Annotated in this window: 23 protein-coding genes; 9 read left to right on the forward strand and 14 right to left on the reverse strand. The window is 69.6% G+C overall.

All coding sequences use genetic code 11. The features are described 5' to 3' along the window. Nucleotides 1-761 precede the first annotated feature (761 nt). Together ACZ6DL_RS25220 and ACZ6DL_RS25225 are read left to right on the forward strand one after the other, a co-directional pair. The gene (locus ACZ6DL_RS25220) at nt 762-1238 is read left to right on the forward strand and encodes a GNAT family N-acetyltransferase (protein ID WP_466054688.1); all 477 of its coding nucleotides are present in this window, start codon (nt 762-764) and stop codon (nt 1236-1238) included. Between the two features lies 1 nt (nt 1239). After that, complete coding sequence (locus tag ACZ6DL_RS25225; protein ID WP_466054689.1) at nt 1240-2061, forward strand: hypothetical protein; 822 nt, start codon at nt 1240-1242, stop codon at nt 2059-2061. A 12-nt stretch (nt 2062-2073) separates the two neighbouring features. On the opposite strand, the gene ACZ6DL_RS25230 is transcribed toward ACZ6DL_RS25225, so the two are convergent. From ACZ6DL_RS25230 to ACZ6DL_RS25265, 8 genes are all read right to left on the reverse strand, one after another. Then, entirely contained in the window at nt 2074-3045 is a 972-nt protein-coding gene (locus tag ACZ6DL_RS25230) for an SCO2521 family protein (RefSeq protein WP_466054691.1), read from the reverse strand. Nucleotide 3046: 1 nt separating this feature from the next. After that, complete coding sequence (locus tag ACZ6DL_RS25235) at nt 3047-4057, reverse strand: SCO2522 family protein (RefSeq protein WP_466054693.1); 1011 nt, start codon at nt 4055-4057, stop codon at nt 3047-3049. Then, nucleotides 4058-4972 (reverse strand): SCO2523 family variant P-loop protein, encoded by a 915-nt coding sequence (locus tag ACZ6DL_RS25240; protein ID WP_040864019.1) that lies wholly within the window; start codon nt 4970-4972, stop codon nt 4058-4060. A gap of 8 nt (nt 4973-4980) precedes the next feature. After that, on the reverse strand, nt 4981-6831 hold the full coding sequence (locus tag ACZ6DL_RS25245; RefSeq protein ID WP_466054695.1) for an SCO2524 family protein: 1851 nt from the start codon (nt 6829-6831) through the stop codon (nt 4981-4983). A 182-nt stretch (nt 6832-7013) separates the two neighbouring features. Continuing rightward, entirely contained in the window at nt 7014-7781 is a 768-nt protein-coding gene (locus ACZ6DL_RS25250) for an enoyl-CoA hydratase/isomerase family protein (RefSeq protein ID WP_466054697.1), read from the reverse strand. Between the two features lie 2 nt (nt 7782-7783). Then, a complete protein-coding gene (locus ACZ6DL_RS25255) occupies nt 7784-8872 on the reverse strand; it encodes an acyl-CoA dehydrogenase family protein (RefSeq protein ID WP_466054698.1) in 1089 nt (362 codons plus the stop codon). Next, nucleotides 8859-9764 carry an acyl-CoA dehydrogenase family protein gene (locus tag ACZ6DL_RS25260; protein WP_466054700.1) on the reverse strand — a complete coding sequence of 302 codons (906 nt, stop codon included), beginning with the start codon at nt 9762-9764 and terminating at the stop codon, nt 8859-8861. The genes ACZ6DL_RS25255 and ACZ6DL_RS25260 overlap by 14 nt, the downstream gene beginning before the upstream one ends. Continuing rightward, nucleotides 9742-11154 (reverse strand): class I adenylate-forming enzyme family protein, encoded by a 1413-nt coding sequence (locus tag ACZ6DL_RS25265; protein WP_466054701.1) that lies wholly within the window; start codon nt 11152-11154, stop codon nt 9742-9744. The genes ACZ6DL_RS25260 and ACZ6DL_RS25265 overlap by 23 nt, the downstream gene beginning before the upstream one ends. A 75-nt stretch (nt 11155-11229) precedes the next feature. On the opposite strand from ACZ6DL_RS25265, the gene ACZ6DL_RS25270 reads away from it, so the two are divergent. Next, a complete protein-coding gene (locus ACZ6DL_RS25270; protein ID WP_466054703.1) occupies nt 11230-12273 on the forward strand; it encodes a 2Fe-2S iron-sulfur cluster-binding protein in 1044 nt (347 codons plus the stop codon). Between the two features lie 238 nt (nt 12274-12511). Here the strand turns inward: ACZ6DL_RS25270 and ACZ6DL_RS25275 are convergent, their stop codons facing one another. Genes ACZ6DL_RS25275 through ACZ6DL_RS25290 form a run of 4 tightly spaced genes read right to left on the reverse strand, consistent with a single transcriptional unit; the run spans nt 12512 to nt 16524 of the window. Continuing rightward, nucleotides 12512-13558 (reverse strand): CaiB/BaiF CoA transferase family protein, encoded by a 1047-nt coding sequence (locus ACZ6DL_RS25275; protein ID WP_466054704.1) that lies wholly within the window; start codon nt 13556-13558, stop codon nt 12512-12514. Next, the gene (locus ACZ6DL_RS25280; protein WP_466054706.1) at nt 13555-14511 is read right to left on the reverse strand and encodes an LLM class F420-dependent oxidoreductase; all 957 of its coding nucleotides are present in this window, start codon (nt 14509-14511) and stop codon (nt 13555-13557) included. The genes ACZ6DL_RS25275 and ACZ6DL_RS25280 overlap by 4 nt, the downstream gene beginning before the upstream one ends. Before the next feature lie 37 nt (nt 14512-14548). Continuing rightward, entirely contained in the window at nt 14549-14947 is a 399-nt protein-coding gene (locus ACZ6DL_RS25285; RefSeq protein ID WP_466054708.1) for a cobalamin B12-binding domain-containing protein, read from the reverse strand. Then, nucleotides 14947-16524 (reverse strand): methylmalonyl-CoA mutase family protein, encoded by a 1578-nt coding sequence (locus ACZ6DL_RS25290; RefSeq protein WP_466054709.1) that lies wholly within the window; start codon nt 16522-16524, stop codon nt 14947-14949. Before ACZ6DL_RS25290 ends, ACZ6DL_RS25285 begins: the two co-directional genes overlap by 1 nt. 91 nt (nt 16525-16615) lie before the next feature. Between ACZ6DL_RS25290 and ACZ6DL_RS25295 the strand changes: the two genes are divergently transcribed. Beyond that, nucleotides 16616-17449 carry an SDR family oxidoreductase gene (locus tag ACZ6DL_RS25295; protein ID WP_466054711.1) on the forward strand — a complete coding sequence of 278 codons (834 nt, stop codon included), beginning with the start codon at nt 16616-16618 and terminating at the stop codon, nt 17447-17449. A gap of 243 nt (nt 17450-17692) precedes the next feature. Here the strand turns inward: ACZ6DL_RS25295 and ACZ6DL_RS25300 are convergent, their stop codons facing one another. Beyond that, nucleotides 17693-18781, reverse strand: a complete 1089-nt coding sequence (locus ACZ6DL_RS25300) for an XdhC family protein (RefSeq protein ID WP_466054712.1) — start codon at nt 18779-18781, stop codon at nt 17693-17695. Nucleotides 18782-19162: 381 nt separating this feature from the next. Here ACZ6DL_RS25300 and ACZ6DL_RS25305 point away from each other — a divergent pair, with 381 nt between their 5' ends. The 5 genes from ACZ6DL_RS25305 to ACZ6DL_RS25325 are packed head-to-tail and all read left to right on the forward strand — an operon-like array spanning nt 19163 to nt 23771. Then, nucleotides 19163-21514, forward strand: a complete 2352-nt coding sequence (locus ACZ6DL_RS25305) for a xanthine dehydrogenase family protein molybdopterin-binding subunit (protein ID WP_466054714.1) — start codon at nt 19163-19165, stop codon at nt 21512-21514. After that, nucleotides 21511-22383 carry an FAD binding domain-containing protein gene (locus tag ACZ6DL_RS25310; RefSeq protein ID WP_466054716.1) on the forward strand — a complete coding sequence of 291 codons (873 nt, stop codon included), beginning with the start codon at nt 21511-21513 and terminating at the stop codon, nt 22381-22383. Before ACZ6DL_RS25305 ends, ACZ6DL_RS25310 begins: the two co-directional genes overlap by 4 nt. After that, nucleotides 22376-22897 (forward strand): (2Fe-2S)-binding protein, encoded by a 522-nt coding sequence (locus ACZ6DL_RS25315; protein ID WP_466054718.1) that lies wholly within the window; start codon nt 22376-22378, stop codon nt 22895-22897. The genes ACZ6DL_RS25310 and ACZ6DL_RS25315 overlap by 8 nt, the downstream gene beginning before the upstream one ends. Then, nucleotides 22894-23568: an SRPBCC family protein gene (locus ACZ6DL_RS25320; protein WP_466054719.1), complete on the forward strand. Its 675-nt coding sequence runs from the start codon at nt 22894-22896 to the stop codon at nt 23566-23568. Before ACZ6DL_RS25315 ends, ACZ6DL_RS25320 begins: the two co-directional genes overlap by 4 nt. Next, nucleotides 23568-23771, forward strand: coding sequence for a hypothetical protein (locus ACZ6DL_RS25325; protein WP_466054721.1), 204 nt, complete (start codon nt 23568-23570; stop codon nt 23769-23771). Before ACZ6DL_RS25320 ends, ACZ6DL_RS25325 begins: the two co-directional genes overlap by 1 nt. 225 nt (nt 23772-23996) lie before the next feature. Here the strand turns inward: ACZ6DL_RS25325 and ACZ6DL_RS25330 are convergent, their stop codons facing one another. Next, nucleotides 23997-24467 (reverse strand): DIP1984 family protein, encoded by a 471-nt coding sequence (locus tag ACZ6DL_RS25330; RefSeq protein ID WP_466054723.1) that lies wholly within the window; start codon nt 24465-24467, stop codon nt 23997-23999. Between the last annotated feature and the right edge of the window lie 15 nt (nt 24468-24482).

A 24482-nucleotide genomic window follows, 5' to 3' on the forward strand; every position in this document is an offset into this window, starting at 1 on the left:
GCGACAGCAACCTCAGGAGTCAAGCCACCCGGTCCGCTACGGCACGCTACGGGCAGCTACCCCGACGACGAACCGCTGGCAGACATATAAGTCGGAACCTCAGAAACGGTCGAACTCTCGTGGTGGGCGTGGTGCCGCCGCAACCATGGTTCAGCGATCCGACGCTTGTATCGCCATGCCGAACTCGACAGGTTGATCCACCCGCCGGAAAACCCCGCAGCCAGAGTGTCCAAACCGCGCCACGTGTCCAGTTCGCGGCACGCGCTGTCGCTCGAGCAGATACATGATCTCGGGCGCGTGGCTTCGGAGACTGGAAACGATCGACCGCTCGACGCACTGATACTACGCTTCCTCATCGAAACGGCTTGTCGCCGTTGCGGTCTCGCCCGCCTCGCCATTGAAGACCTCAATGTGGGCGACTGCCTCGTGCGACTCCGCGAGAAGGGAGGCACGGTGCGATGGCAGCCGATGTCCCCCACTCTGATGCAAAGAGTGCTCGAGCACATCGAAGCCCGGGCGGACCGGAAACGACCGAGCAAGTCCTTCGTTACCACGACGGAAGGCCAGTGGGACCGGTGAGCCTCATCCCCTCCTGCCGAACGCCCTACGCCACCCCCTCTCCCCAGCCACCGGCAACCATCCAGCGAGTCCGAACCTCGAGGTAACCTGACGCACTATGAATCCACATACGTGGCGGATTCGCTGCCAAATCGGTGTTCTAAGCTGGAATCGACGGCCTATGCCCTGGCAGTAGGGAGCGGATGAACATCGCCAAAGCGTCTCAGCCGGAATACCGGCAGGCCTGCTTCGCCGATATCGAGGACATCGCGGCCATCGAGGCCGAGGTGTTCGCCGAGCCGTACCTGTATCTGATGCTGCGCCAGCTGTTCGACCTGCACGGATCCGAATGGCTGGTCGCCGAGGTGGAAGGCACCGTGATCGGTTACGCGCTGACGCTGGAGAAGTCCGGCCGGGCATTGCTGTTCACCTTCGCCGTGGCCAAGAGGTACCAGGGCGAAGGGTATGGCCACGCCCTGCTGACCCGCACCTTGCAGACCTGCCGGAAGATCGGCGCCGAGGTGGTGTATCTGACCGTGCGGCCGGACAACCGGCTGGCCGGCAACCTGTTCAAGCGCGCGGGATTCGAATTCGTCGAGCACGACGACCGGTACTTCGGGCCGGGCGAGCCGCGAGACGTTTTCGAGTACCGGCTGAAGGGCCGCCCGCTAGACTCGTGACATGGGGGAGATTTCGCCCTTCGTCGCATCCGTCTCGACCCGGATCACAAGGCGCGCGGACGAATACACCGCCGAGATCGATCGGGGTGACCGCCCCGAGCAGGCCGAGCTGGAGCGGTTCACCGCGCATGCCGAGGCGATCCTCGCCGACTACGACCCGCCCAGTGCGCGGCGTCATTCCGACTCGCTGGTCTTCCGGCACCTGTACGCGGCCGCGCGGCAACCGGCGCCCGACGAGGCGGACTGGCGGGTGCCGAGCGCGATCACGGCGGCGCTGCTGGCCGCCGAGGTCGAATTCCGTGGTCCGTTGCGGCTGAGCAGCCGGCAGAACACCATGCTGGCCGAGGAGTACGAACGGCTGGGTGCACAACTCTCGGCGGCCGGATTGCCCGCTCATGCGGCGCTGGCCTACCGGAGGGGGGCCGCGCTGTACCGGATGAACGAGGACGACGAGGCGCAGGACCGCTGCGGTCTGCGGTTGGCCCGGGCCAGCACCCTCGCGTTGCCGCGGGGTCCACGGCGCTGGCCGGGGCAACTGTCCTACGTCCTGTGCGGCTACGGTTACCGGCCGTTCTGGCTGCTCGGCTGGGTGGCCGTGCAGCTGGTGCTGTTCACCGTCGCCGCTCTGCTGCTGAGCGGCAATTCCTCACCGGCTGCCACCGTCTACACGTGCGTGACCGGCTTCATCAATCCACTCGGCCCCGGTGACACGGAGAATCTGCGCCCGGCCGCCCGGCCGCTGTTCGCCGTCGAAGCGTGGGCGGGCACGGTATCGATGTCGGTGTTCTTCGCGCTGCTGGTGCGCAAATGGTTCCGGATGTAGCCGGAGCGGTCGCTACCATTCGGTGTCGAGTTCTTTGTGCCGCAATGCGTTCAGTGTCGCGACGGCGATCCGGTTCTGTAGCTGGGCGACGAGCGCGTTCCACTGACGGGACAAACCGGGATCGACCTGAAGCTCGCGCCACAACGCACGCATCGACGCCGGGGTGTGGGCTCCGGGCATCCACAGCCCGGCGAGATCCTCGAGCACCGGGGCCAGAATGTCGGTGCGTTCCCGGCTGTGCGAGGGGAAGCGCTGGGCCTCCGCCAGCACGGCGGTGACGACAGTCAGCAGCCAGTCGTGCGCGGCCAGATCCTCACAGAACCGTTGCGCGGCATCCAGGTCCGCCTCGTCGCGCACGATCAACCGGACGGTGCGGAGGGTGGCGTCGTCCAGGTGCAGGGCGGCGGCGGGGCCCACGCTGCCCCCGATCCGGGCCGTCCAGCGCAGCCGGGTGGTTCCCGTCCGCACCGGCGGCGTCTGGTCCAGCCTGGGGTCGGCGCGCAGGCGAGTCAGCAGGCGTTCGCTGATCGAGGCCAGATCCAGTGTGTCGACGTCGGCCCGGCCGGTGAGGAACCCCTCGGCCAGAGCCGCACCGGCGGTGGCTCTTTCGGGGATGCGGCTGATGACTTCGGTCATGCCCTTCTGACTGAGGTAGTGCGACCAGGTCTGTCTGCGTCGGCCTGCCGCGCGCACCACCCGGGTGCACGCGGTGGATTGCAGCACGCGTCCGCCGGACAGGACCGCGCTGGTGGCCACGGTTCCGACGATGTGCGCGGTCTGCTCGCCCAAGGCCAGATCACAGTCGACGCCCACCGCGGTGGTCGGCGAGACCGCCAGCGTGCCCGGCCGCTCCCGCCAGCGCACCGTGCAGCCCGGCATGAGCGCCAGCAGATCGCAGGCCTCCGCGCCGGTCAGCGCGGTCGACGACGGCAGCAGGCAGGTGCGCACTTCACCGAGGACGACCAGAGGCGTGGTCGCGGCCATGTCAGGCCCCGTCGAGCAGCAGGTGGGAGAGCCGATCGCTGACCTTGCGCGGCACCGGCACCGGCGGCACCTCGCCCGCGCCGCGGGTGATGGTCTGCTCGACCACGTCGTCGTCGAGGTCGAGGTGGTCGAGCACCAGCCGCACGGCGTGCTCGATGCCGATGTACCGCTTGGGCAGCATCGACAGCGTCTTGTAGGCGGCGAACGGCGCGGCGGACGGATTGAGCTGCACCACCGGCGGCAGGTCGGACCAGCGCCGTGGCGCGAGATCCTCGCGGCGCCACGGTTGCGGATCCGCCACGGCGCCACCGTGGTAGCGCAGCATGCCGAGCCGCAGCAGATGCCAGACGGCGGCCAGGAACGGGCACGACCAACGAGTGACCGTCACCCCGTCGACGACGTGCTTGCTCCACAACTCCACGTCGAGGAAGATCGAATGCTCCCGGCGGCCGAACTCCTCCGGTGGCCGATAGGTACGCCGGCGCATGGCTTGATTGTGCTCGTCCTCCGAGGACCGGCGTCCGTTGCACAGCCAGCCCGATTCCGCGGTCGGTGGCCTGCGGCCGGTACTCGGCGGCGCGGGCTCGGCGACGATGCGCGCGGCCACCATCTCCGCCACGGGAATCGGCTCACCGATCGCCACACCTTCGACGAACTTCGAGGCCCGCCAGCAGCCGGACTCGCGCGCCAGGTAGTCGATGACCAGTCCGGATTCCTCCGCGGCGTCCAGCAGCTTGGTGAGGATGGCGGAGGGATCGGTGTCGGGATGGAAGTAGTCGTCGATCAGATAGCAGGTGCTCACGCGGGCGTTCGGGCCGAACTGCACCTTGGCCGACTCGATGAAGGCCGACACCAGGGGCACGATGCGGCGGAACTCCGCGGTGACCCGCTCGATATCGGAGGTGATCTCGTTGAGGTAGAAGTGCCCGACCTCGATAGATAAGTGCGACAACGGAACCGAAGCGATCCGAGGCTGCTCGGTCGCCTCGCTGTAGCCCTGTGTATCCCGCATCTACAGCCTCTCCCACGTGGCGATGTCGACCAGTCGGCGAGCCAGTTCGGCATAGGCCAGCGCGGTCTCGGCGTTGGCGATCTGGGCGTTCACGTCGGCGTCGAGGATGAGCTGCTCGCGCCGCTGCAACACCGGTTCCATCGGGGTGTCGCCCAGCTTCGCCGTCGCGCCGAGCCGTTTGGCGGTGGCCAGCCGCCGCAACGCGGTGTCCTGCTCTTGCAGCCACGCCGCCTGCGCCGGGCGCTGGGCCACCCCGTCCCAGTTGGCGTCGGGCACGGCGGTGCGCACATAACGCACCGAGCCGAGCAACTCCTCCGGGTCGTGGCCGCATTCGGCGCCCGCCTTCAGCAGACCGTGCGGGCCGTACACCAGACCGGCGGCGGCCACGATGTGCTGGCGAGTCCAGCGGTGGAAGATCAGCCAGCGGGCGGTGCGCCTGCGCAGTTGCGGCAACGCGGTGGCCTGTAGAGCGATCTGCAGGGCGGCCGACCGGCCCGCGCTGAGATCCACGATCACCACGCGGAACTCCTGATCCAGCGCCACCAGCAGTTCCGCGCAGCGCTCCACCACGGCGTCGTCACCGGTGAGGAATTCGGCGCCGCCCTCGTCGCCGGGCAGCAGTACCAACCGGCCGGAGTTGGGACCGATCCGGCGCAGGTCCGGCCGATCGGTCGCCGCGCCCACGTCGACGCGGGCCACGGTTCCGCTCTCGCCGAGCAGGTAGGAATGCACGCCGCCGCGCGGCACGCCGCGTTCGGCCGCACCGATCTCGAACAGCGCACCAGCGGTGGGCGAGCCGAGGTCGAAGTCGGCGTAGGCCACGTCGAGGCCGGAAAGGCACAGCCGGTAGGCGATGTTGCAACTGGTCACCGAGCGTCCGGTGCCGCCCTTGTCGGAGGTGGAGAACACCAGCATGCCTGCCCCTACCGCGTCGCGTCCCGGCGGGCGTACGCCAGTTCGTCGAGCTGGACCAACGCCTGGGTGGCGAGGCTGTACGCGGTGCCTGGACGCTCGCGCAGCACCCGGCGGGCTCGGTCGAGCGATTGCCGGATCCGGTTGACCGCGGCCTGTTTCGGCGAGAAGTCCTGGCCCTCGACCTCCAGTTCCTCCTGATTGAGCAGATGTTCGGCCTCACTGAGCAGGTCCACCGCGCGGGCGACCATCGCCTGGGGGGCCAGCGGGGGTTGCTCGAAGGTGCTGTACGCGATGACCAGGCACTCCATCATCCGCTCGGTGACGAACCAGGACGGCCCTTCCAGCCGTGTGTCCGCCGCGCCGACCACCCGGCCGATGTCGTCCCACAGGCCGATCACCGGGCCGTCGCGCAGCACTCGCTGGTCGAGATGATCCATCGCGGCCTCGGCCAGCGCCATCAGCCGGTCGCGGGTGTCCACGTCGGTGCGCAGGCGCGCGGCCTGCAGGCAACGTTTGAGCAGCATGGTCGCGAAATCCGGCACATACCAGACCAATTGGGTTCCCTCGGCGGCGTCCTCGCTGCCCGCCAGGTTGAGGCGCACACCCGGATAGTGCAGCGGCGCTGCGGGATCACCCACGGTGAACCGGCTGGTGATGCGTCCGCGGCGGGCCAACTGGTCGAGCACCGCCACCGTGCGGGTCAGATCCTCGGTGCTCTCCCGGTAGACCAGGTCCTGGATCAGCATGGCGGTGACCACGAGACTGAAATACTCCGATTCCTCACCGTCGGCGGTGCGCCACGGGATGTCCTCCAGCGGCCAGCGGCCGTTGCCGAAGCGAGCGACCCTCGACCAGTAGTTGCGGGTCAGCTCGAAGCGCAGTTGCAGCGCGTCGGCGAGAGTGCGCTGCTCGTCGGTCAGCAGATCGAGTTCCCGGATGCGCTGCGACGACAGGTCGATGATGCCGTCGAGGGCGACAGCGGTGAAATACAGGTACGGACGGGGCTCGGCGTGCCCGATCGCGCTGCTGACCCGGCCCGGCACGAGGTCGATGGGTTCGGCGCTGCGCACGATGCCCCAGCTCCAGCCGCATTCGAACAGCCGCCCGTCGTCGGCGATATCGACCTCGGTGGTCTGGCTGAGCCTGACCTCGTTGGCCGCCTGCACCCGTAGGCGTTCCAGCTGGGCCGACAGCCGTTCGATGATCTCGTCGGGCGGCGTGCGGGTCTGGTTGAGCATGTAGATGATCGACTGCCCGAACTCGGTGGTCGGCTCCGGTGTGTGGATGACGAAACTGCGGACCAGGCCCGCCATCGCGGCGGTGAGCCGCGCGCTGACCAGCTCGATCACCGCGGGGATCCGCGCGCGCAATTGCCGGGCCTCCAGCCGGACCTCGCCGCTGACGAAGCGAAGGAATCCGCGCAGGAACCGCAGCGCCGCGATGCACAGGCTCAGCGACATCGAGTAGGAGTCGACCACCTCCACCGCCGATTGCGCGTCGGTGAGCGTGCCGCCGTCGCCGGAGCGCAGGTAGGAGCCGCTGGCGAAGACCGGCTCGCCATCGGGTCCGGTGTAGCGGCGCAGATATTCTTCCACCAGGGCGACCAGAACCCCACCGATGCGCGTCTCCTCGCCGAACGGGGCGAGCGCGGACCTGACGTCGGGACTCATGTCGTTCGGTTGGTCCAGCGCGAACGCTTCGATCTCGGTCGCGGGATACAACAGGCAGAGCAGCTGCTCGGCGTCGCTGATGGAATTGGCGCCGTCGCGTCCGCCCCAGATCCACGTTCCGTCCGGATAGGAACAGGCGAGCACCGCTCGCCACAGCTCGAGCAACTGCTGCCTCGGCCGAATCCTCATCTGCTGTCGGACCTCGCCCCCGCGTTCGACCGGCCGCGCCGGACGTCGTTACATAGAGTGTGCCCCGCGGATGTTCACTTGGCCAAGCACAGTTTACGGGGGCACGGTTTGCTACGAGATGTCTTGCGGGCCATGTTCTTCGCGATCACGCGGCGAGAACGATCGCGGCCTGCGATCCGGCGTCACTCCCGTCCCGCGGTGAGGGTGGTGATCACCGCCCGGAACTCCGCGGTCTGGAAGGACAGATCCTCCGCGGTGGTCGCGTAGTCCAGGGTTGCCAGCACCGCGCGTTCCAAGTGCAGGTTCAGCAGGCGCTTGGTGCTCTCGACCGCTTGGCGTGGCAATTCCAGGATGCGTTTCGCGCAGGACAGCGCCTCGGTGCGCGGATCGGCGACCACGTGGTTGACCAAGCCCATCTCGCGGGCCCGCGCGGCGGGGATCTTCGCGCCGGTGAGCGCGTACTCCTTGGCCAGCAGCAGGCTGGTGTGCAGCGGCCAGGTCAGCGGGCCACCGTCCGCGGCGACCAGGCCGACCTGGACATGCGGGTCCTTCAGGTAGGCGGTCTCGGCGATGTAGGCGATGTCGCTCAGCGCGACCAGGCTGCAGCCGAGGCCCACCGCGGGACCGTTCACCGCCGCCACCACCGGCACCCGGCACCGGGCCATGCCGAGCACGATGTCGCGGCCGTGCGCGATCGTCTCGGCGCGCAGCTCGGCATCGCTGCCCAGCTCGGCGAGATAGGCGAAGTCCCCGCCCGCCGAGAACGCCTTGCCCGCGCCGGTGAGCACCGCGACGCGCGCCTCCCGGTCGTCGGACAGGCGGGGCCAGAGCCGGGCCAGACCGGTGTGCAGGTCGTCGTTGACGGCGTTGAGCGCGTCGGGCCGGTTGAGCGTGATGATGCGGATCGGTCCGTCGGCTTCGACGTGGATCTCTTCCGGCAAGTCGTACATGGTCAAACTCCTAATCCGAGGATGCGCGAGGCGATGATGTTCTTCTGGATCTGCGAGGTGCCGCCCATGACGCTCTGGGCGCGGCTGTAGAAGTAGCTGCCGAGCAGTTCCGGATCGTCCGTACCGCCGACGGCAAGCGCGGCGTGCCCGACCGACTGGTCCACCCAGGTCATGAGCAGTTTGTCCAGGGATCCGTCGGGGCCGTGCACCACGCCGTCCAGCTGTTCGGACAGCCGCCGCCGCACGTGCAAGCGCAGCATCTCGGTCTGCACCGCCGCCCAGGACAGTTCCTCCGGCGCGCGACCGTCGAGCCGGGAAGCCAACTCGCGCACCAGTTTTCCGTAACGGGCCGCGTACCCGAGGGTGGACGGCTCGCGTTCGTGCCCGACGACGGTCATCGCCAGCTTCCAGCCGTCACCGGGCTCGCCGACCATCTGATCGGCGGGCACCGTCGCACCGTCGAAGAGCACTTGCCCGAACTCCCTGGTGACACCGCTGATCATGGCCAGCGGCCGCTGCTGCACGCCGGGCTGGGCCATGGCGATCACGAACGCCGAGATGCCTTTGTGCCGTGGCGCGTGCGGGTCGGTCCTGGCCAGCAGCAGGCACCAGTCGGCGATGTCGGAGTAGCTGGTCCAGATCTTGTGGCCGTGCACCACGTAGTGGTCGCCGTCGCGGGTCGCGGTAGTGCGCAGCGCGGCGAGGTCGGAGCCCGCACCCGGCTCGCTGAAGCCCTGGCACCAGCGCTGGGTGCCGTCGATCATCCCGGGCAGGAAGCGCCGCTGCAGTTCCTTGCCGCCGTGGCGGCCCAAGCCCTGCACGAGGTAGCCGAGGCTGGGGCGCGGCGGCGCGCCGGCGAGCGCGAGTTCCTCGTCCACGATCACGTCGTAGACCGGGGGCAGCTCGTGTCCGCCGAATTCCTTCGGCCAGGACAAGCCGAAGAATCCCGCCGCGTACAGCGCGCGATGCCATTCGCCCTGGCGCGCCCAGTAGTCGTCGCCCGAAGTCGGGAACTTCCCGGCCGTCTCGGCCAGCCAGGCGCGCAGCCGCGCGCGGAATTCGGCCTCCTGCGATGAATCACGAAAGTCCAAGGTCGATCTCCTCCAGGCGGACGGGGAACAGTTCGGTCGAGACCAGCGCGCGCCGCAGGTAGACGTGGGCGAGGCACTCCCACGTGTTGCCGATGCCGCCGTGCACCTGGATCGAGGTCTCGCAGACGGTGCGGGCGGCCCGTGCGGTGTAGACCTTGGCGATCCGCGCGGCCTGTAGTGCTTGCGCCGGAGCCAATTCGTCGACCGCCCAGGCCGCGTGCCGCAGCACGCTGATCGCCCCTTCGATCAGCGCTTGGTTCTCGGCCAGCAGATGCGCCACGGCTTGGTAGGACCCGATCGCGCGGCCGTACTGCTCGCGGACCTTCGCGTACTCGACGGCGAGATCGTGCGCGCCGCGGGCGGCGCCGAGCAGGTCGGCGGTGGTCGCGGTGAGGGCCAGCGCGTGCCATCGGGTGGCCTCCTCGGCCGCGAGTTCCCCGACGTGCCTGCGCTCGTCCGCGACCGTCGCGGTGCGCCGGGTCAGATCCGCGCCGGGCAGTGTGGCACCCAGTGGTGCGGCCAGGACCTGCTCGCCGGCGACGAGCAGCGCTCCTTCGCCGCCGCGCGCGTCGACGGCGCGGTCGCCGACCGCGATCGTCCACCCGCGATCGTCGGCGCCGCACCGCCTGCGCAGGTCGTCGGCGAGCACCGGGCCGAGGAAGGCGACGTCGACCAGACCGCGGCCGAACTCCTCGGCCACGATCGCGACCTCGACCCCGGAGGCGCCGTCGGTGCGCAGGGCGCGCCAGCCGGTGGCCGCGACCGTTCGTTCCAGGCGCGCGAGGCGGTGCTCGTCGTCGAGACCCGCGACCGACCCTGGGCCGAGGTCGTCGGCCAATTTCGCCGCGACATCGCGCAATTGCCGCTGTTCACTCGTCAAACGGACGTCCATAGCGCTCCTCGAGTACTCGGCGCAGCGCCTTGCCCGAGGGCAGGCGCGGGATCTCGGGCACGAACACGACGCGGCGCGGCCGCTTGTACCGGGCCAGGCGCTCGCCGACCAGGGCGATCAACTCGTCGGCGGTGACCGACTCCGCGCAGGCGACCGCCGCGACGATCGCCTCGCCGTCCGCGGCATCGGGCTCACCGAACACGGCGCAGTCGGTGACCTTCGGGTGATCGTGCAGCACGCCTTCGATCTCGGCGGGCGCCACTTGGAAACCGCGGACCTTGATCATTTCCTTGGCCCGGTCGGTGAGCCGGATCCAGCCTTCGTCGTCGACACAACCGACGTCGCCGGTGCGGTACCAGCCCTCGTCGAAGGCGCCGGCGGTCTCCTCGGCGGGCAGGTACCCGGCCATCACCGACTCCGCGAGGCATTGGATCTCGCCGATCTCCCCGGGCGGCAGGACTTCTCCGGTGTCCAGCGCGACCACCCGTACGCGCACGCCGGGTGCGGCCTTGCCCACCGTGTCCAGCCGCGCGTCCTCCAGCGGGTTGCACGCGATCACCGGTAACTCGCTCGCACCGTAGGCGGGCAACCAGCGAACCCCCGTGCGCCGGGTGACGGTCTCGGCCACACCGACCGTCACCGGCGTCGCGCCCCACATGATGTAGCGCAGCGAACCGAGGTCGTAGGACTCGAGCCGCGGGTGCCCGGCGAGGGCGAGAGCGATGGGCGCGACGGCCATCTCGACGGTGATCCGGTCGTCTTGGATGCAGCCGAGCATCGTCTCCAGGTCGAAGCGGCGGTGCAGGCGCATCCACGCACCCGTTCGCAGCGCGGTCACGATGTTGAGCAGCCCCAGGATGTGCGAGGGCGGCGTGGCGATCTGGATCCGGTCGCTCGCGGTGAGGCCGAGAACCTCGGTCCACTGGCGCACCGCGACCGCCAGCGACGCGTGGGTGTGCCGCACCGCCTTCGGCATTCCCGTGGTGCCCGAACTGAACACCAGCACGGCGTCCGAAGCGGGGTCCGGCGGCGCATCGCCGCGACGGGCGGGGACGATCGGCGCGTCCAGGTGCCGCATCGGCAGCACCTCGGCCAGCACCGGATTGTCGCCGACGCCCTGGCTCGGCCCGGCGACCGCCACCGCGTGCGCGACCTCGTCGTGCTTCCACGCCGGACTGATCAGCACCGCCGCGGCGCCCAGCCGCCAGATGGCCAGCACCGCGACGACGAACTCCGGCCGGTTCGACGACATGAGCGCGACGCGGTCTGCGGCGCGCACTCCGCGCTCGGCCAGTTCGGTCGCCAGACCGGCCGCGAGATCGTCGAGTTCGGTCCTCGTGTAGGCCCGCCCCTCGAAGACGAGCGCGCTCGAAGCGGTGGTCGAGAACATTTGAGAGATCCCGTCTCGTGAGTGAGAATATAATTCTCATTCGGATAGAATCTTCATACCAGGAGGACGCGGTCCATGGCGAGACCCTCTTTGTTCCAGCGCGTGACCGTGACCCGGATCGTGAAGGAGAGCGCCGACGCGCGCACGTTCGTGCTCGCGCCGCACGACAGGCCGATCCCCTACCGCGCCGGACAGTTCTGCACGTTCAAGATCGCCGTGAACGGGACGGAGCTGTTCCGGTCGTACTCGATGTCCAGCGCGCCGGAGACCGACGGCGAATTGATGACGACGGTCAAGCGGGTGCCGGGCGGAGCCGTGTCGAATTGGATGCACGACCATCTCTCCGAGGGCGACGAGGTGGAGATGACCAAGGCGGCGGGGCGGTTCTGCCTGCGCGAGACCGACGTGCCGCTGCTGGGCTTCAGCGGTGGCAGCGGCATCACGCCGATCTTGTCGCTCACCAAGTGCGCGTTGGCCACCACGCGGCGGCGGGTCCGGCTGCTATGCGCGGACCGCGACGCGGATTCGATGATCTTCGAGGCAATTTTGACCGAACTGGCGCGGCGCTACCCGGACCGGCTCGAGGTGGTCCGGCACTTGGACGCCGAGGGCGGCTTCCTCGACGCCACGGCGGTGCGCGCCTTCGTCGGGACCGATGGCCACGCCGATCACTACGTCTGCGGACCCGAGGCGTTCATGGAGATGGTCGATCTGGCGCTGCCGGGTCCGGGGGTGGTGTTCAGCGAGCGGTTCGGTGCGCCCGCGCCCCTTCCCGACGCCGTGGACGACGCCCCGGCCGACAGCGTGACCCGCCCGTCGACGGCTCCTTCCGCACCGCCCACGGCGGCGGGCACCGTGACGATCATCCTCAACGGCAGGAAGAAGACGGTGCCACGCAAGAACGGCGAGACGCTGCTGGAGAGCGCACGCCGGGGCGGGCTGACGCCGCCGTTCTCCTGCGAGGCGGGCAACTGCGCCACCTGCATCGCCAAAGTGACCGCGGGAAGCGCGACCCTGCGCCAGAACAACGCGCTCACCGACGACGAACTCGATGACGGCTATGTGCTCACCTGCCAGGCCGTCCCGGACACCGACTCGATCACCGTCGACTACGAGTGAGCGGCGAGGCGGGTCCCGCGCAGCGCGCCGCGTCGAGTCGGCCCGATTATTCGGCGCACGGTGCGCAATTTACGCAGCGTCACAGCATGATTCGTGGTGAATTCCATACGTCCACGATCGGTTCACATGTTCTCACGCGCGCCCGGGCGACAGCTGCGACGGGGATAACGGCCGGGCTGCGGGCGCGGGGTGCCGATGCTGGTGCCGGTCGCCCCTACCGAATCCGGCGTCGCGCTTTTCAGCCCCCGTGCTGGCCCAGTAGAGGCGGCGGCGCGTACTGCGGCTCATAGCCCGCGATCCGGATCGGGCTGCCGACGAGCCGGAAGTCCCCCGCCGTCACCACGGCCTCCGGGCTTGCCTCCAGCGCCTCCGGCAGGTCACGGACCGCGGCGGCGGGAATTCCGAGCGGCCGCAGCCGCGCTTCCCATCCGGTCGCGGTGTCGGCCGCGAGGGCGGCGGTCACCGCCGCCAGCACCTGCACGCGACGGGCGACCCGGTCGGCCATCAGCTCGAACCCGTCGACACCCGCCTCCGCGGCGAAGGTCTTCCAGAAGCCGTCGTGGGTCACGAACAGCGCGAGATAGCCGTCGGCGGTCGGGAAGATCTGCGCGGGAACGTAATACGAGTGCGCGCCGAACGGGCGGCGCTGCGGCCGCTTCCCCTCGTTGAGGTAGGCGGCCGCGTGATAGTTCAGCTGCGAGAGCATGACCTCGTACAGCGACACGTCGATCTGGCCGCCACGACCGGAGACGATCTGGGCCAGCAGTCCCAGCGCGGCCGTCAGACCGGTCGAGTTGTCCGCCGAGGAGTATCCCGGCAGCGTCGGCGGACCCGCGGGATCACCGGTGAGGGCGGCGATCCCGGCCGCCGCCTGGATCACGTAGTCGAAGGCCGGATCGTCGCCGCCGTAGAGGCCGTAGCCGGTGATCGCGACACAGACGATCTTCTCGTTCCACCGGCGCAACGCCTCGTAGGTCAGACCGAGCCGCCGGATCGCGGAGGGTTTGAGGTTCACCAGCAGCGCGTGTGACCCGGCGACGAGTTCGCCGAGCCGCGCTTGTCCCTGCTCGGTGCTCAATTCCACGCGGATACTGCGTTTTCCGCGGTTCAGGCTGGCGAAGTAGCTGTCGCTCACCTGACGGGAGATGTCGCCGCACGCCGGTTCCAGTTTGGTGACTTCCGCGCCCAGATCGGCGAGCATCATGGTGGCGTAGGGGCCTGCCAGCATGGTCCCCACCTCCAGGATCCGGATCCCGGCCAGCGGCCCCGCTCCCGCAGGACTCACCGCGACGCCCTGGCGAGTTCGGCGATCATCTCCCGCGTGCGCTGCTTGGACGCCACCAGTTCGTCCCGGGTTTCGCCGATCGGCAGCAGCCGCACCGAGACATCCGTGGCGCCCGCCTCCGCGTAGCGGCGCAATCCGGCCGCGATCTGCGCTTCGTCGCCGGCCAAGCACAGGTCGCCGATGTCACGGGCGTCGCCTTGGTCGAGCAACCGTTGATAGTTGGGGGAGATCTCGGCCTCGCCCAGAATGCGATTGGCCCGCTCGCGCGCCTCGTCCACCCGGCCGGGCTCGCACAGGCACACCGGCAGTCCGGCGACCACACGCGGAGCCGGACGGCCCGCATCGGCCGCCGCTTTGCTGATCTTCGGGACGACATGATCGGCGATCGCGCGCGCGTCGGCCATCCAGAGCACGGTGCCGTCGGCTTGCTCGCCCGCGATGCGCAGCATCACCGGTCCCAACGCGGCGACCAGCACCGGCACGGGCGCCACCGGCCCGAGATCGAGCGGGTTGTGCACGGCGAACGTCGCGTTCTGCACGTCCACCTGGCCCGGCCCGCGCAATCCAGCGTGCAGCACCTCGAGGTAGTCGCGGGTGTAGGCGGCCGGTTTGTCATAGGGAAGGCCGAGCATGTCTCGCACGATCCAGTGATGCGACGGGCCCACGCCCAGCGCCAACCTGCCTCCGGCCGCGGCATGCGCCGAAAGCGCCTGCCGCGCCAAGGCGATCGGATGCTGCGTCTGTAAGGGCACGACCGCGGTGCCCAGCTCGATCCGGGAAGTGCGCAGCCCCATCGCGGCGATCGTGATCAGCGCGTCGAAATCGGTGGGGATCTGCGGGATCCACGCCGTGTCCATTCCCGCGGACTCGGCCCACTCGATGTCGCGCAGCATCCGTTCGAGCTTGCGCCCGGAGTCCCCTTTCTCCGGCCCGATCATCACTCCGATGCGCACGATTCCTCCAAGCTGTCCGAAGTCGGCACCCGCCCGGTCATGGGGCCGGGTGCCCGGTCAACGCGCGGATCTCGGTGACGAGCGTCTCCAGCGGAGTGCTCGTCGGAAAGACCGCTGCCGCACCGGCTTCCAGTAGCCGCGGCACGTCCGCCTGCGGGATGGTTCCACCGACCACCACCGCGATGTCGCCCGCGTCGGCGGCGCGCAACGCCTCCACCACCCTGGTGGTGAGCGCGACGTGCGCCCCGGAGAGAATGCTCAGGCCGACGACGGCCACATCCTCTTGCAGCGCGATGGCGACGATGTCCTCCACACGCTGGCGGATTCCGGTGTAGATGACCTCGAATCCGGCGTCGCGCAGCGTACGGGCGACGATCTTGGCTCCGCGATCGTGCCCGTCCAGGCCCGGTTTGGCGACCAGCACACGAGCGGGCATCAGAACACCACCGGCTGCTGGAATTCGCCCCACACCGACTTCAGCGCGGCGGTCATCTCGCCGACCGTGCAGTAGGCGTTCGCGCAATCGACGAGGCGGCGCATGAGGTTCTCGTCTCCTTCCGCGGCGCGCGAGAGAGCCGTCAGGGTCTCGCGGACGGTCCCGGCGTCGCGCTCGGATCGCACGCGGGCCAGCCGCTTCAACTGCCGTTCGCGCCCGTCGGCGTCGAGTTCGTAGGTGCCGATGTCCGGCGCGGGCTCGTCGGAGACGAACTTGTTCACCCCCACCACCGGGCGCTCACCCGATTCCACCGCCTGGTGCAGCCGGTAGGCCTCGTCGGCGATCAGGCCCTGCAGGTACCCGTCCTCGATACAGCGCACCATGCCGCCGTGCTGCTCGAGGTCGTGCATGATCTCGATGATCTCGGCCTCGGTGGCGTCGGTGAGCGCCTCGACGAAGTAGGAGCCGCCGAGCGGGTCGGCCACCCTGGTCACCCCGGTCTCGTAGGCGAGCAGCTGCTGGGTGCGCAGCGCCAGCGTCGCGGATTCCTCGCTGGGCAGTGCGAACGGCTCGTCCCACGCGGCGGTGAACATCGACTGCACGCCGCCGAGCACCGAGGCCAGCGCCTCGTAGGCGACGCGAACCAAGTTGTTCTGCGCTTGGGGCGCGTAGAGCGAGGCGCCGCCCGCCACGCAGCCGAAGCGGAACATCGAGGCCTTGTCGGTGGTCGCGCCGTAGCGTTCGCGCACGATGGTGGCCCACCGGCGGCGTCCGGCGCGGTATTTCGCGATCTCCTCGAAGAAGTCGCCGTGCGTGTAGAAGAAGAACGAGATCTGCGGGGCGAACTGATCGATGGTCATCCGGCCGCGTTCGATCACGGTGTCGCAGTAGGTGACGCCGTCGGCCAGCGTGAAGGCCATCTCCTGCACGGCGTTCGCGCCCGCATCGCGAAAATGCGCGCCCGCCACCGAGATCGCGTTGAACCGCGGCACCTCGGCCGCGCAGAACTCGATGGTGTCGGCGATCAAGCGCAAGGACGGCTCCGGCGGCCAGATCCAGGTGCCGCGCGAGGCGTACTCCTTGAGGATGTCGTTCTGGATGGTGCCGGTGAGCTTCGCGCGCGGCACGCCCTTCTTCTCCGCGGCCGCCACGTAGAACGCCAGCAGGATCGCGGCGGTGCCGTTGATGGTGAAGCTGGTGCTGATCCGGTCCAGCGGGATGCCGTCGAAGAGCACTTCGGCATCGGCGAGGGTGTCCACCGCGACGCCGACCCTGCCGACTTCTTCGCTCACCTCCGGGTCGTCGGAGTCGTACCCGCACTGGGTGGGCAGATCGAGCGCGACCGACAGCCCGGTGCCGCCTTGCTCCAGCAGATACCGGTAGCGGCGGTTGGACTCCTCGGCGGTCCCGAAGCCGGAGTACTGCCGGAAGGTCCACAGCCGCCCCCGGTAGCCGGTCGCGAAATTGCCGCGGGTGAAGGGGTAGGCGCCCGGAGCGGGCGGCTCATCCCGCCGGGCGTCCGGTCCGTAGCTCGGCTGCAGCGGGATCCCGGAGGAGGTCTGCACTTGGTTGTTCATCATTGAATACCGTACTTGCAAAAAATGAGAATGCCAATACCATTCGAGTGGTGCCACCGGGTCGACGCGCCCGCCACGACCGAGGAGAACGATGCCGGACCAGGACCGACAGCTGACCGATCGCATTGTGGTGGTGTCCGGCGCGAGCCGCGGCATCGGCTTGGCGATCGCCCTCGCGGCCGCCGCCGAGGGCGCGAACGTGGTGCTGCTGGCCAAGACCGCAGAACCGCACCCCCGCCTGCCGGGCACCGTGCACACGGCGGCCGCCGAGGTGGAAGCCGCGGGCGGACGCGCCGCCGCCGTGGTCGGCGACGTGCGCGACGAAGCGGACGTGCGGCGCGTGGTCGACACCGCGGTGCGGCGATTCGGCGGCATCGATGTCTGCGTGAACAACGCCAGTGCGATCGCCACCGAACCGACCGAGCGGCTGCCGGTCAAGAAGTTCGACCTGATGCACGACGTCAACATCCGCGGCATGTTCCTGCTGACCCAGGCCTGCCTGCCGCATCTGCGCGACTCGGCCAACCCGCACGTGCTGACCATCGCGCCCCCGATCAACCTGAACCCCCGCTGGCTGGGCGCCCACCCGGCCTACACCCTCTCCAAGTACGGCATGACGCTGCTGTCGCAGGGCTGGTCAGCCGAATTCGCCGACGCCGGAATAGGTTTCAACTGCCTGTGGCCGCAGACCTATATCGCCACCTCGGCGGTCGCGGCCCTGGCCGACGGCGAGCGGCAGCTCGCGGCCGCCCGCAGCCCGCGGATCATGGCCGACGCCGCCGTCGCCATCCTGACCCGGCCGGCCAGGCAGGTCACCGGCAACTGCTTCATCGACGCGGACGCGCTCTCGTTCTACGCCGGGGTCGACGATCTGTCCGGGTACGGCGGCGGCGAAAACCCCACGCCCGACTTGTTTCTCGACTGAACGAGCACTCGGCCCGCGACGGGTCGGCAACAGCACCGCCGCCGATACGCCATTCCCGCGGTAAACCGGCCTGCGGGCAGGTACGCCCGCGCTCGGTTCGTGGCGTGTCCCGAGTCAACCGAGCGGTAGTCGTGCACGTCCCGCTCGACGAACAAGGTGGCGCGGGGCGCGTCGAACGGGCCGTGACCCACCGGGCGCGCCTTCTACGGTGGCGTCGACACTCATGGCGTCGATCGCGGTACGTCAGATCCCGATGGGGTCACCGGTCTCGACGCGCGTGACAACGGCATGAATGGGCCTATCGGTCGCGGACAGCGACCGCGCGGAACCGCCGCGCCGCACGGCGACGATCTCGGCGCCGATCGCGACGGCCGTCTCCTCGGGCGTCCGGCCGCCCAGTTCCAGGCCGATCGGCGAGTGCAGCCGCCGCAATTGCTCCTCGGTGACGCCGGCGGCGCGCAACCGGAGCCGCCGGTCCCGGTCGGCCCGGCGCGACCCCATCGCGCCCACGTAGGTCACAGGCAGTCGCAGCGCTTCGGTGAGCACGGGGACGTCGAACTTCGGATCGTGCGTGAGTACGCAGATCACCGTGCGCGCATCGACTCGCGTGCGTCGCAGATACCGCTGCGGCCAGTCCCGGACGACTTCGTCGGCGTCCGGCATCCGCGCGTGATCGGCGAAGGCGGGACGCGCCTCACACACGGTGACGTGGTACCCGAGCAGCCGGCCGACCCGGCACAGCGCGGTGGCGAAATCGGTGGCGCCGAAGATCAGCATGCGCGGCGCGGGGGCGAAGGACTCGACGAACACCGTGCGCTCCCGGTCCGCGCAGCCCACGATGCGCACACCGGTCGCGCCGAGGTCGAGCATCGCGCGTGCTTGGCGCACCACCGCGTCATCGAAGTCGGCGCCGGTGGCACTCACGGGCCCCAGCGCGCCCACGGCGCCGGAGTCCAAGTCGCGCACGAACGTCATCGGACCGTCCTGATCGAGCGCGGCCTCGACGGCCGGATACTCGCTCGGGGTGATCCGGTGCACGAAGATCTCCAGCTCTCCGCCGCAGGTCAGGCCGACCGCGAAGGCGTCGGTGTCGCTGTAGCCGAACGTCCGGCGGACGGGTTCGCCGGACGCGAGCACCTCTCGGCACAGCTCGTAGACCGCACCCTCCACGCACCCGCCCGACAGGCTGCCGCGCACGTTCCCGGATCCGTCCACCGCCATGGTGGCCCCGGCCGGCCGGGGCGCGCTACCGGCCACGCGCACCACGGTGGCGAGCACGTAGTTAGCGTGCGCGGCATGCCAGCGCAGCAGGTGGGCAGCGAGTTCGCGCATGGTGATCCTCTCGGCGATCGTCGCCTCGCACGGAGGCGCCTTGCGACCGCCCCGTCCGGCGTGTTCGCCTGCCGAGGCGATGAGAATGCTATTCTCATTCAATACTAGCTACATAATCATTTTCGACATAGGCGGAGTTGACAGCGCGCGAATCTCGATGCTAAACACGTGCTCAGCATTCGCGAACGGCAACCGATCGGCGCCCCGGCACGAGGCTTGCCCCCGGCTCGGGAGCCCCGCCGCCGATGTCCGGATTCGCCGGGGCAACGACCGCCATGCGGGCGCACCGACCGGCGCCCGAGGTGAACGGAGGACCAACCGGATGACTTCGCCCGAGCCGCCCCGCGGCCGATCCCGCTCGATGCACCTGCGAGCCCACCGATGACCCGGACCGAGTTCAGCACCACGACCGGTGTCGTCGGCACGCGAGTGCCGCGCATCGAGGACGCGCGCCTGGTGACCGGCAAGGGAACCTTCGTCGACGACGTCACCCGGCCGGGTATGGCGCACGCGTGCTTCATCCGCAGCCCGCTCCCCCGCGCCACGATCGGCGACATCGATGTCTCCGCCGCACTCGAACTCGACGGCGTACTGGCCGTCTACACCGCCGCGGACCTCAATTCCGGCGTCCACGAGATCTCCTACGCGCTGGACATCGTCGGCTTCCCGCCGGTGCCACGGCCGCCGCTGGCCGAGGAGGAGGTGCGGTTCGTCGGCGACCCGGTGGCCCTGGTGATCGCGGTCGACCGATATGTGGCCGAGGACGCCGCCGAACTGGTGGTCATCGACTACGAGCCACTGGAACCGGTGGTCGACTACGTCACTGCGGCGGATTCGCCGAACCTGGTGCACGCCGCGTTCGCCGGGAACAACGCGGGCGAATTGGGCGGACGCCCCGCCGCCGATCTGGCGCCGGTGTTCGATTCGGCCGCGCATGTGGTGCGGCAGACGATCTTTCAGCAGGCGTACCTGCCGGTCCCGCTGGAGACGCGCGGGATCGTGGCGGACTGGTCGGCGCCGACGGCGGAGATGACGATCTGGAGTTCCACCCAGTCACCGCACGAAGTGCGCGGATTCTGCGCCCGGCTGCTCGGCATCGATGAGCATCAGGTGCGCGTCATCGCCCGCGACACCGGCGGCGGATTCGGCCTCAAGCAGGTCCCGCTGCGCGAGGACGCGTGCGTCCTGCTGGCCGCCCGCAAACTCGGCACCGCGGTGAAGTGGATCGAGGACCGCCGAGAGAACCTGATGGCCGCGGGCATGTCGCGCCATGAGCACGCCGACGTCGGAATGGCGTTCGACAGCGAAGGAAAGATCCTCGCCGCCGCCATCGACCACGTGCAGAACGTGGGCGCCTATCCGACGCCGTCGCCGCTCACCGGCGGGGTCGTGGTCGGGATCCTGTTCCCCGGGCCGTACCGGATCACCGACGCCTCGTTCACCGCGAAATTCCGGTACTCCAACACCGTCGGCCGCCTCGCCTACCGCGGCCCGTGGCAGTTCGAATCGGTGGCCCGCGAAATCCTGCTCGACCACGCCGCCCGCCAGATCGGCATCGACCCGATCGAGCTGCGCAGGCGGAACATGCTGCGCCGTGACGAGTTGCCGTGGGCGAATCCGAACGGCATGACCTTCGACAACATCTCACCGCTGGAAACGCTGGAGCAAGCGGTCCGGATGCTGGATTACGAAGGCTTCCGCGAGCAGCAACGCCGAGCCCGCGCCGAAGGCCGCTACCTCGGCGTCGGCACCTGCACCTATGTGGAGCCGACCACCGGCGGCAGCCCGTTCCTGAGCACCGAGGGCGCCACCATCCGCATCGAGCCGAGCGGCAAGGTGAACGTCTACGTCGCGGGTGGCTCCGCGGGCAACAGCTTGGAGACCACCGTCGTCCAGCTCGCCGCCGACGCGCTCGGGGCGGAGCTGGCGGATGTGCGAACCATTCAGGGCGACACCGCGATCACACCATTCGGCGGCGGTACCGGTGGCAGCCGGTCCGGCTCGATGACGGCGGGCGCGATCGCCCGCACGGCGTCGATGCTGCGCGAACGCATCCTGGCGATCGCCGCGCACCGGCTTGGCGCGAGCGCCGACGACATCGAGTTCAGCCGCAGCCGGGCCACCGTCCGCGCAACGCCCGACAAGAGCCTGTCACTGGCCGAGATCGCCGAGATCGCCTACTTCCAGACCGATTCGCTGCCGCCCGGGGTACCGCCCGGGCTGGAGGCGAGCGGACGCCACAAGACCCCGCAGCTGGCGATCTGGGCCAACGCCACCCACGTATGCACCTGCGAGGTCGACATCGAGACCGGACAGGTGAAGTTGCTGCGCTACATCGTCAGCGAGGACTGCGGTCCGCTGATCAACCCCAATGTCGTGGAAGGCCAGATCTACGGCGGCACCGTGCAAGGCATCGGCGGCGCGCTCTACGAGCATCTCGCCTACGACGACAGCGGCAATCCGGTGGCCACCACCTTCCTGGACTACCTGCTGCCGACGGCCACCGAAGCGCCGACGATCGAGGTGGGGCACATCGAGACCCCGAGCCCGGGCCCCGGCAATTTCAAAGGTGTCGGCGAGGGCGGGGCCATCGGGGCCCCCCCGGCCGTCCTCAACGCCGTGATCGACGCGCTGGCGCCGTTCGGGGTGGAGATCTCGAAGCTGCCGCTGTCCCCGGCCACGATCGTGGCGCTGCTGGACGAGGCGCGTGCCGCCGGAAAGGGTCCCGAATGAAGCCGGCGAGCTTCGAATACCACGCACCCGCGACCGCCGAGGAGGCCGTAAACCTCCTGGCCGATCTCGGCGACGAGGCCAAGATCATCTCCGGCGGGCAGAGTCTCGTCCCGATGCTGGCGTTGCGGCTGGCCGTCTTCGAGCATCTCGTCGACCTGCGCCGCCTGGACGAGCTGCGCGGCATCGAGACCGAGGGAGATTCCGTCCGGATCGGCGCGGCGACCACCCACGCCGAGGTCGGCCGGTCCGAGGCCGTTCGCCGAGGAGTGCCGCTGCTCGCCAGGGCCACTCCACTCATCGGGCACTTCCAGATCCGCAACCGGGGCACGATCGGCGGCGCGATCGCGCACGCCGACGCCGCGGCCGAATACCCCGCGGTGGCACTGACCCTCGATGCCCGCATCGAGACGCTCTCGCCGCGCGGGAGGCGCACGATCCCGGCAGCCGAGTTCTTCACCGGCATCTGGACCACCGACCTGGCGCCCGACGAGCTGGTCACCGCGATCGTCTTCCCCGTGTGGCACGGCCGATGCGGCTTCGCCATCGAGGAATTCACGCGCCGCAGTGGGGATTTCGCGATGGCGGGCGCGGCCGTGGCGGTCCGGCTGGACGCGGATTCCCGCGTCGAGCGGTGCGCGATCGGCTTGTTCGGCCTGGCGCCGACCCCGCTGCGGGCCACGCGGACCGAAGCCGAGCTGATCGGGCGTTCCGTCGACGCGACGCCGGAGGAGATCGGCCGCGGCGCGACCGCGGGACTGAACGCGATCTCGTCGGATGTGCACGGCTCCGCCGACTACCGGCGCAGGGTCGCAGCGGCAATGGTGGCGCGCGCATGGCGGCGCGCCGTAGAGGAGGCCGGGAATGACTGACGTCGACATCGAGGTGCGCATCAACGGCGCCCTCCGCCGGGACCGCGTGCCGCCCCGGCTCACCTTGGCCGACTATCTGCGCGACAAGTGCGGCCTGACCGGCACCCATCTCGGGTGCGAACACGGAGTATGCGGGGCCTGCACGGTCATGCTCGACGGACAGGCCGTGCGGGCCTGCCTGGTGTTCGCCGTGCAAGCCGACGGCGCCGAACTCACCACCGTCGAAGGCATCGCCGGACCGGACGGCGAACTGTCCCCGGTGCAGGCGGCGTTCCGGGAAAAGCACGGGTTGCAGTGCGGCTTCTGCACCCCCGGCTTCATCGTGTCGGCTACGGCGTTCCTGCGCGACAACCCCGACCCCTCCGAGACCGAGATCCGCGAGGCCATTTCCGGGAACCTGTGCCGGTGCACCGGATATCAGGGCATCGTCCGCGCGGTGCGCGCCGCCGCCGATGCGATGAACGCCGCGACCGAGACCCGCGAGGCACGCGTGAGCACCGAAGGACTTCCATGAAACTCGACAACACCTTCACCATCCCGGTTCCGGCCGCGCAGGCCTGGCAGGTGCTGCTGGATCTGGAGCGCATCGCCCCGTGCGTTCCCGGCGCCACGATCACCTCCCGGGACGGCGACGACTTCCACGGCAAGATCAAGGTCAAGCTCGGACCCGTGGGGCTGAGCTACAGCGGCGTCATCAAAGTGGTCTCCCAGGACGAGGCCGCCGGGATCGCCGTGCTGGAGGGGCGCGGCCGCGAAACCCGCGGCAACGGAACGGCCAAGGCCACCATCACCTGCCGCCTCGTCGAATCCGACGGCAGCACGGACGTTTTCGTGGATACCGATCTGGCGATCACCGGCAAGCCCGCGCAATTCGGGCGCGGCGCGCTCGCCGACGTGGCGGGCACGCTCATCGGTCAGTTCGCCACCAATCTCGCCGACGAGATCACCGCGTCGGCCACCCCGGAAGCGGACATCGTCGAGGCGGTCTCGAAAGCCGGCGACGTCGCGACACCGGCCGCCTCGCCCACGGCGACCGCGCCACGCAAGCCGGCCGAGCCGATCGACCTGCTCCGAACCGCCGGCGCGAGCAGCGCCACGCGCCTGAGCGGGCCGGCCTTCGCCGGCGTACTCGTCCTGCTGCTCGCCCTCCTGCTGCGCAAACGCTCTTCCCGATCGGCGCCCTGATGACCCGGCGTATCAGGCGCGTCCGCCGGATGCGCCACATCCACATCGACACGGGCGCTTTCGCCATGGACTACCAGGCGGGCGCGGCGCAGATCGCGGACGTGGTCGCCGAGTTGGGCGTCCACACCGGATTCGTGATCACCGTCGACGACAACGTCCGCCCCGGCCTGCCTCCCCTGCCGTGCGGGGAACTCTGGGAATAACGAGGCGTGGAGTGCCCCTTGCCCACCCTCGTCGTCACGGATCTGCACATGGTGGTGTGCTGTGCGCTGTGCACTGTCTCCTGTGCGCGGTGCTGGGCTGCGGTGTGAAAAGGGGAGTCGAACCCCTCGCACTGCCCATCGTGCGCCGGAAAGTGGCCGGAATATCCCGTCCGGCCCCGGGTTCGTGCACGCCTCCGCGACGACTACCCGCTCCACTCCCTCAGGTCAGTCCAGCAGCTCGACCTCCCAGTTGGAGCGCTGGATGCGCACGTCGAGTTCACGCAGCTGCCTGGCGATGTCGTCGGCCTGCCCACGCAGGTCGGCCACCGGCAACGCCGACAACATCTTCAGCTCCGACCGCAGCTGGCGCGTGTACCCCGGCTGGCCCTTGCCCGCCGCCGCGTCGGCGGCGGCCGTGACCAGGGAGTGCCGCAGGCGCAACGCGTCCCGGCGGGCCAGCGCGTCGGTCAAGGTGCCGTCGGTTCCGATCCGCGCCGCGGCGTTGGTGCGATTGATGCGCCGGATCAGCGTCTCGTACTCGCCGAGCACCTCCTGCGCCTCGATGAGCAGTGCCGCCGCGTTCTCGGCGGGCTCCTCCCCCTCCTGGAATCGCGCATTGCCGACAACGCGAGCGCGCAACTGCTCGATCCGCCGCGCCGCATCCGCGCGCAACGTCAACGCCTCCGCCAGCTTCAAGTCCCTTACCTCCCC

This window comes from Nocardia sp. NPDC041819 (assembly GCF_055590505.1).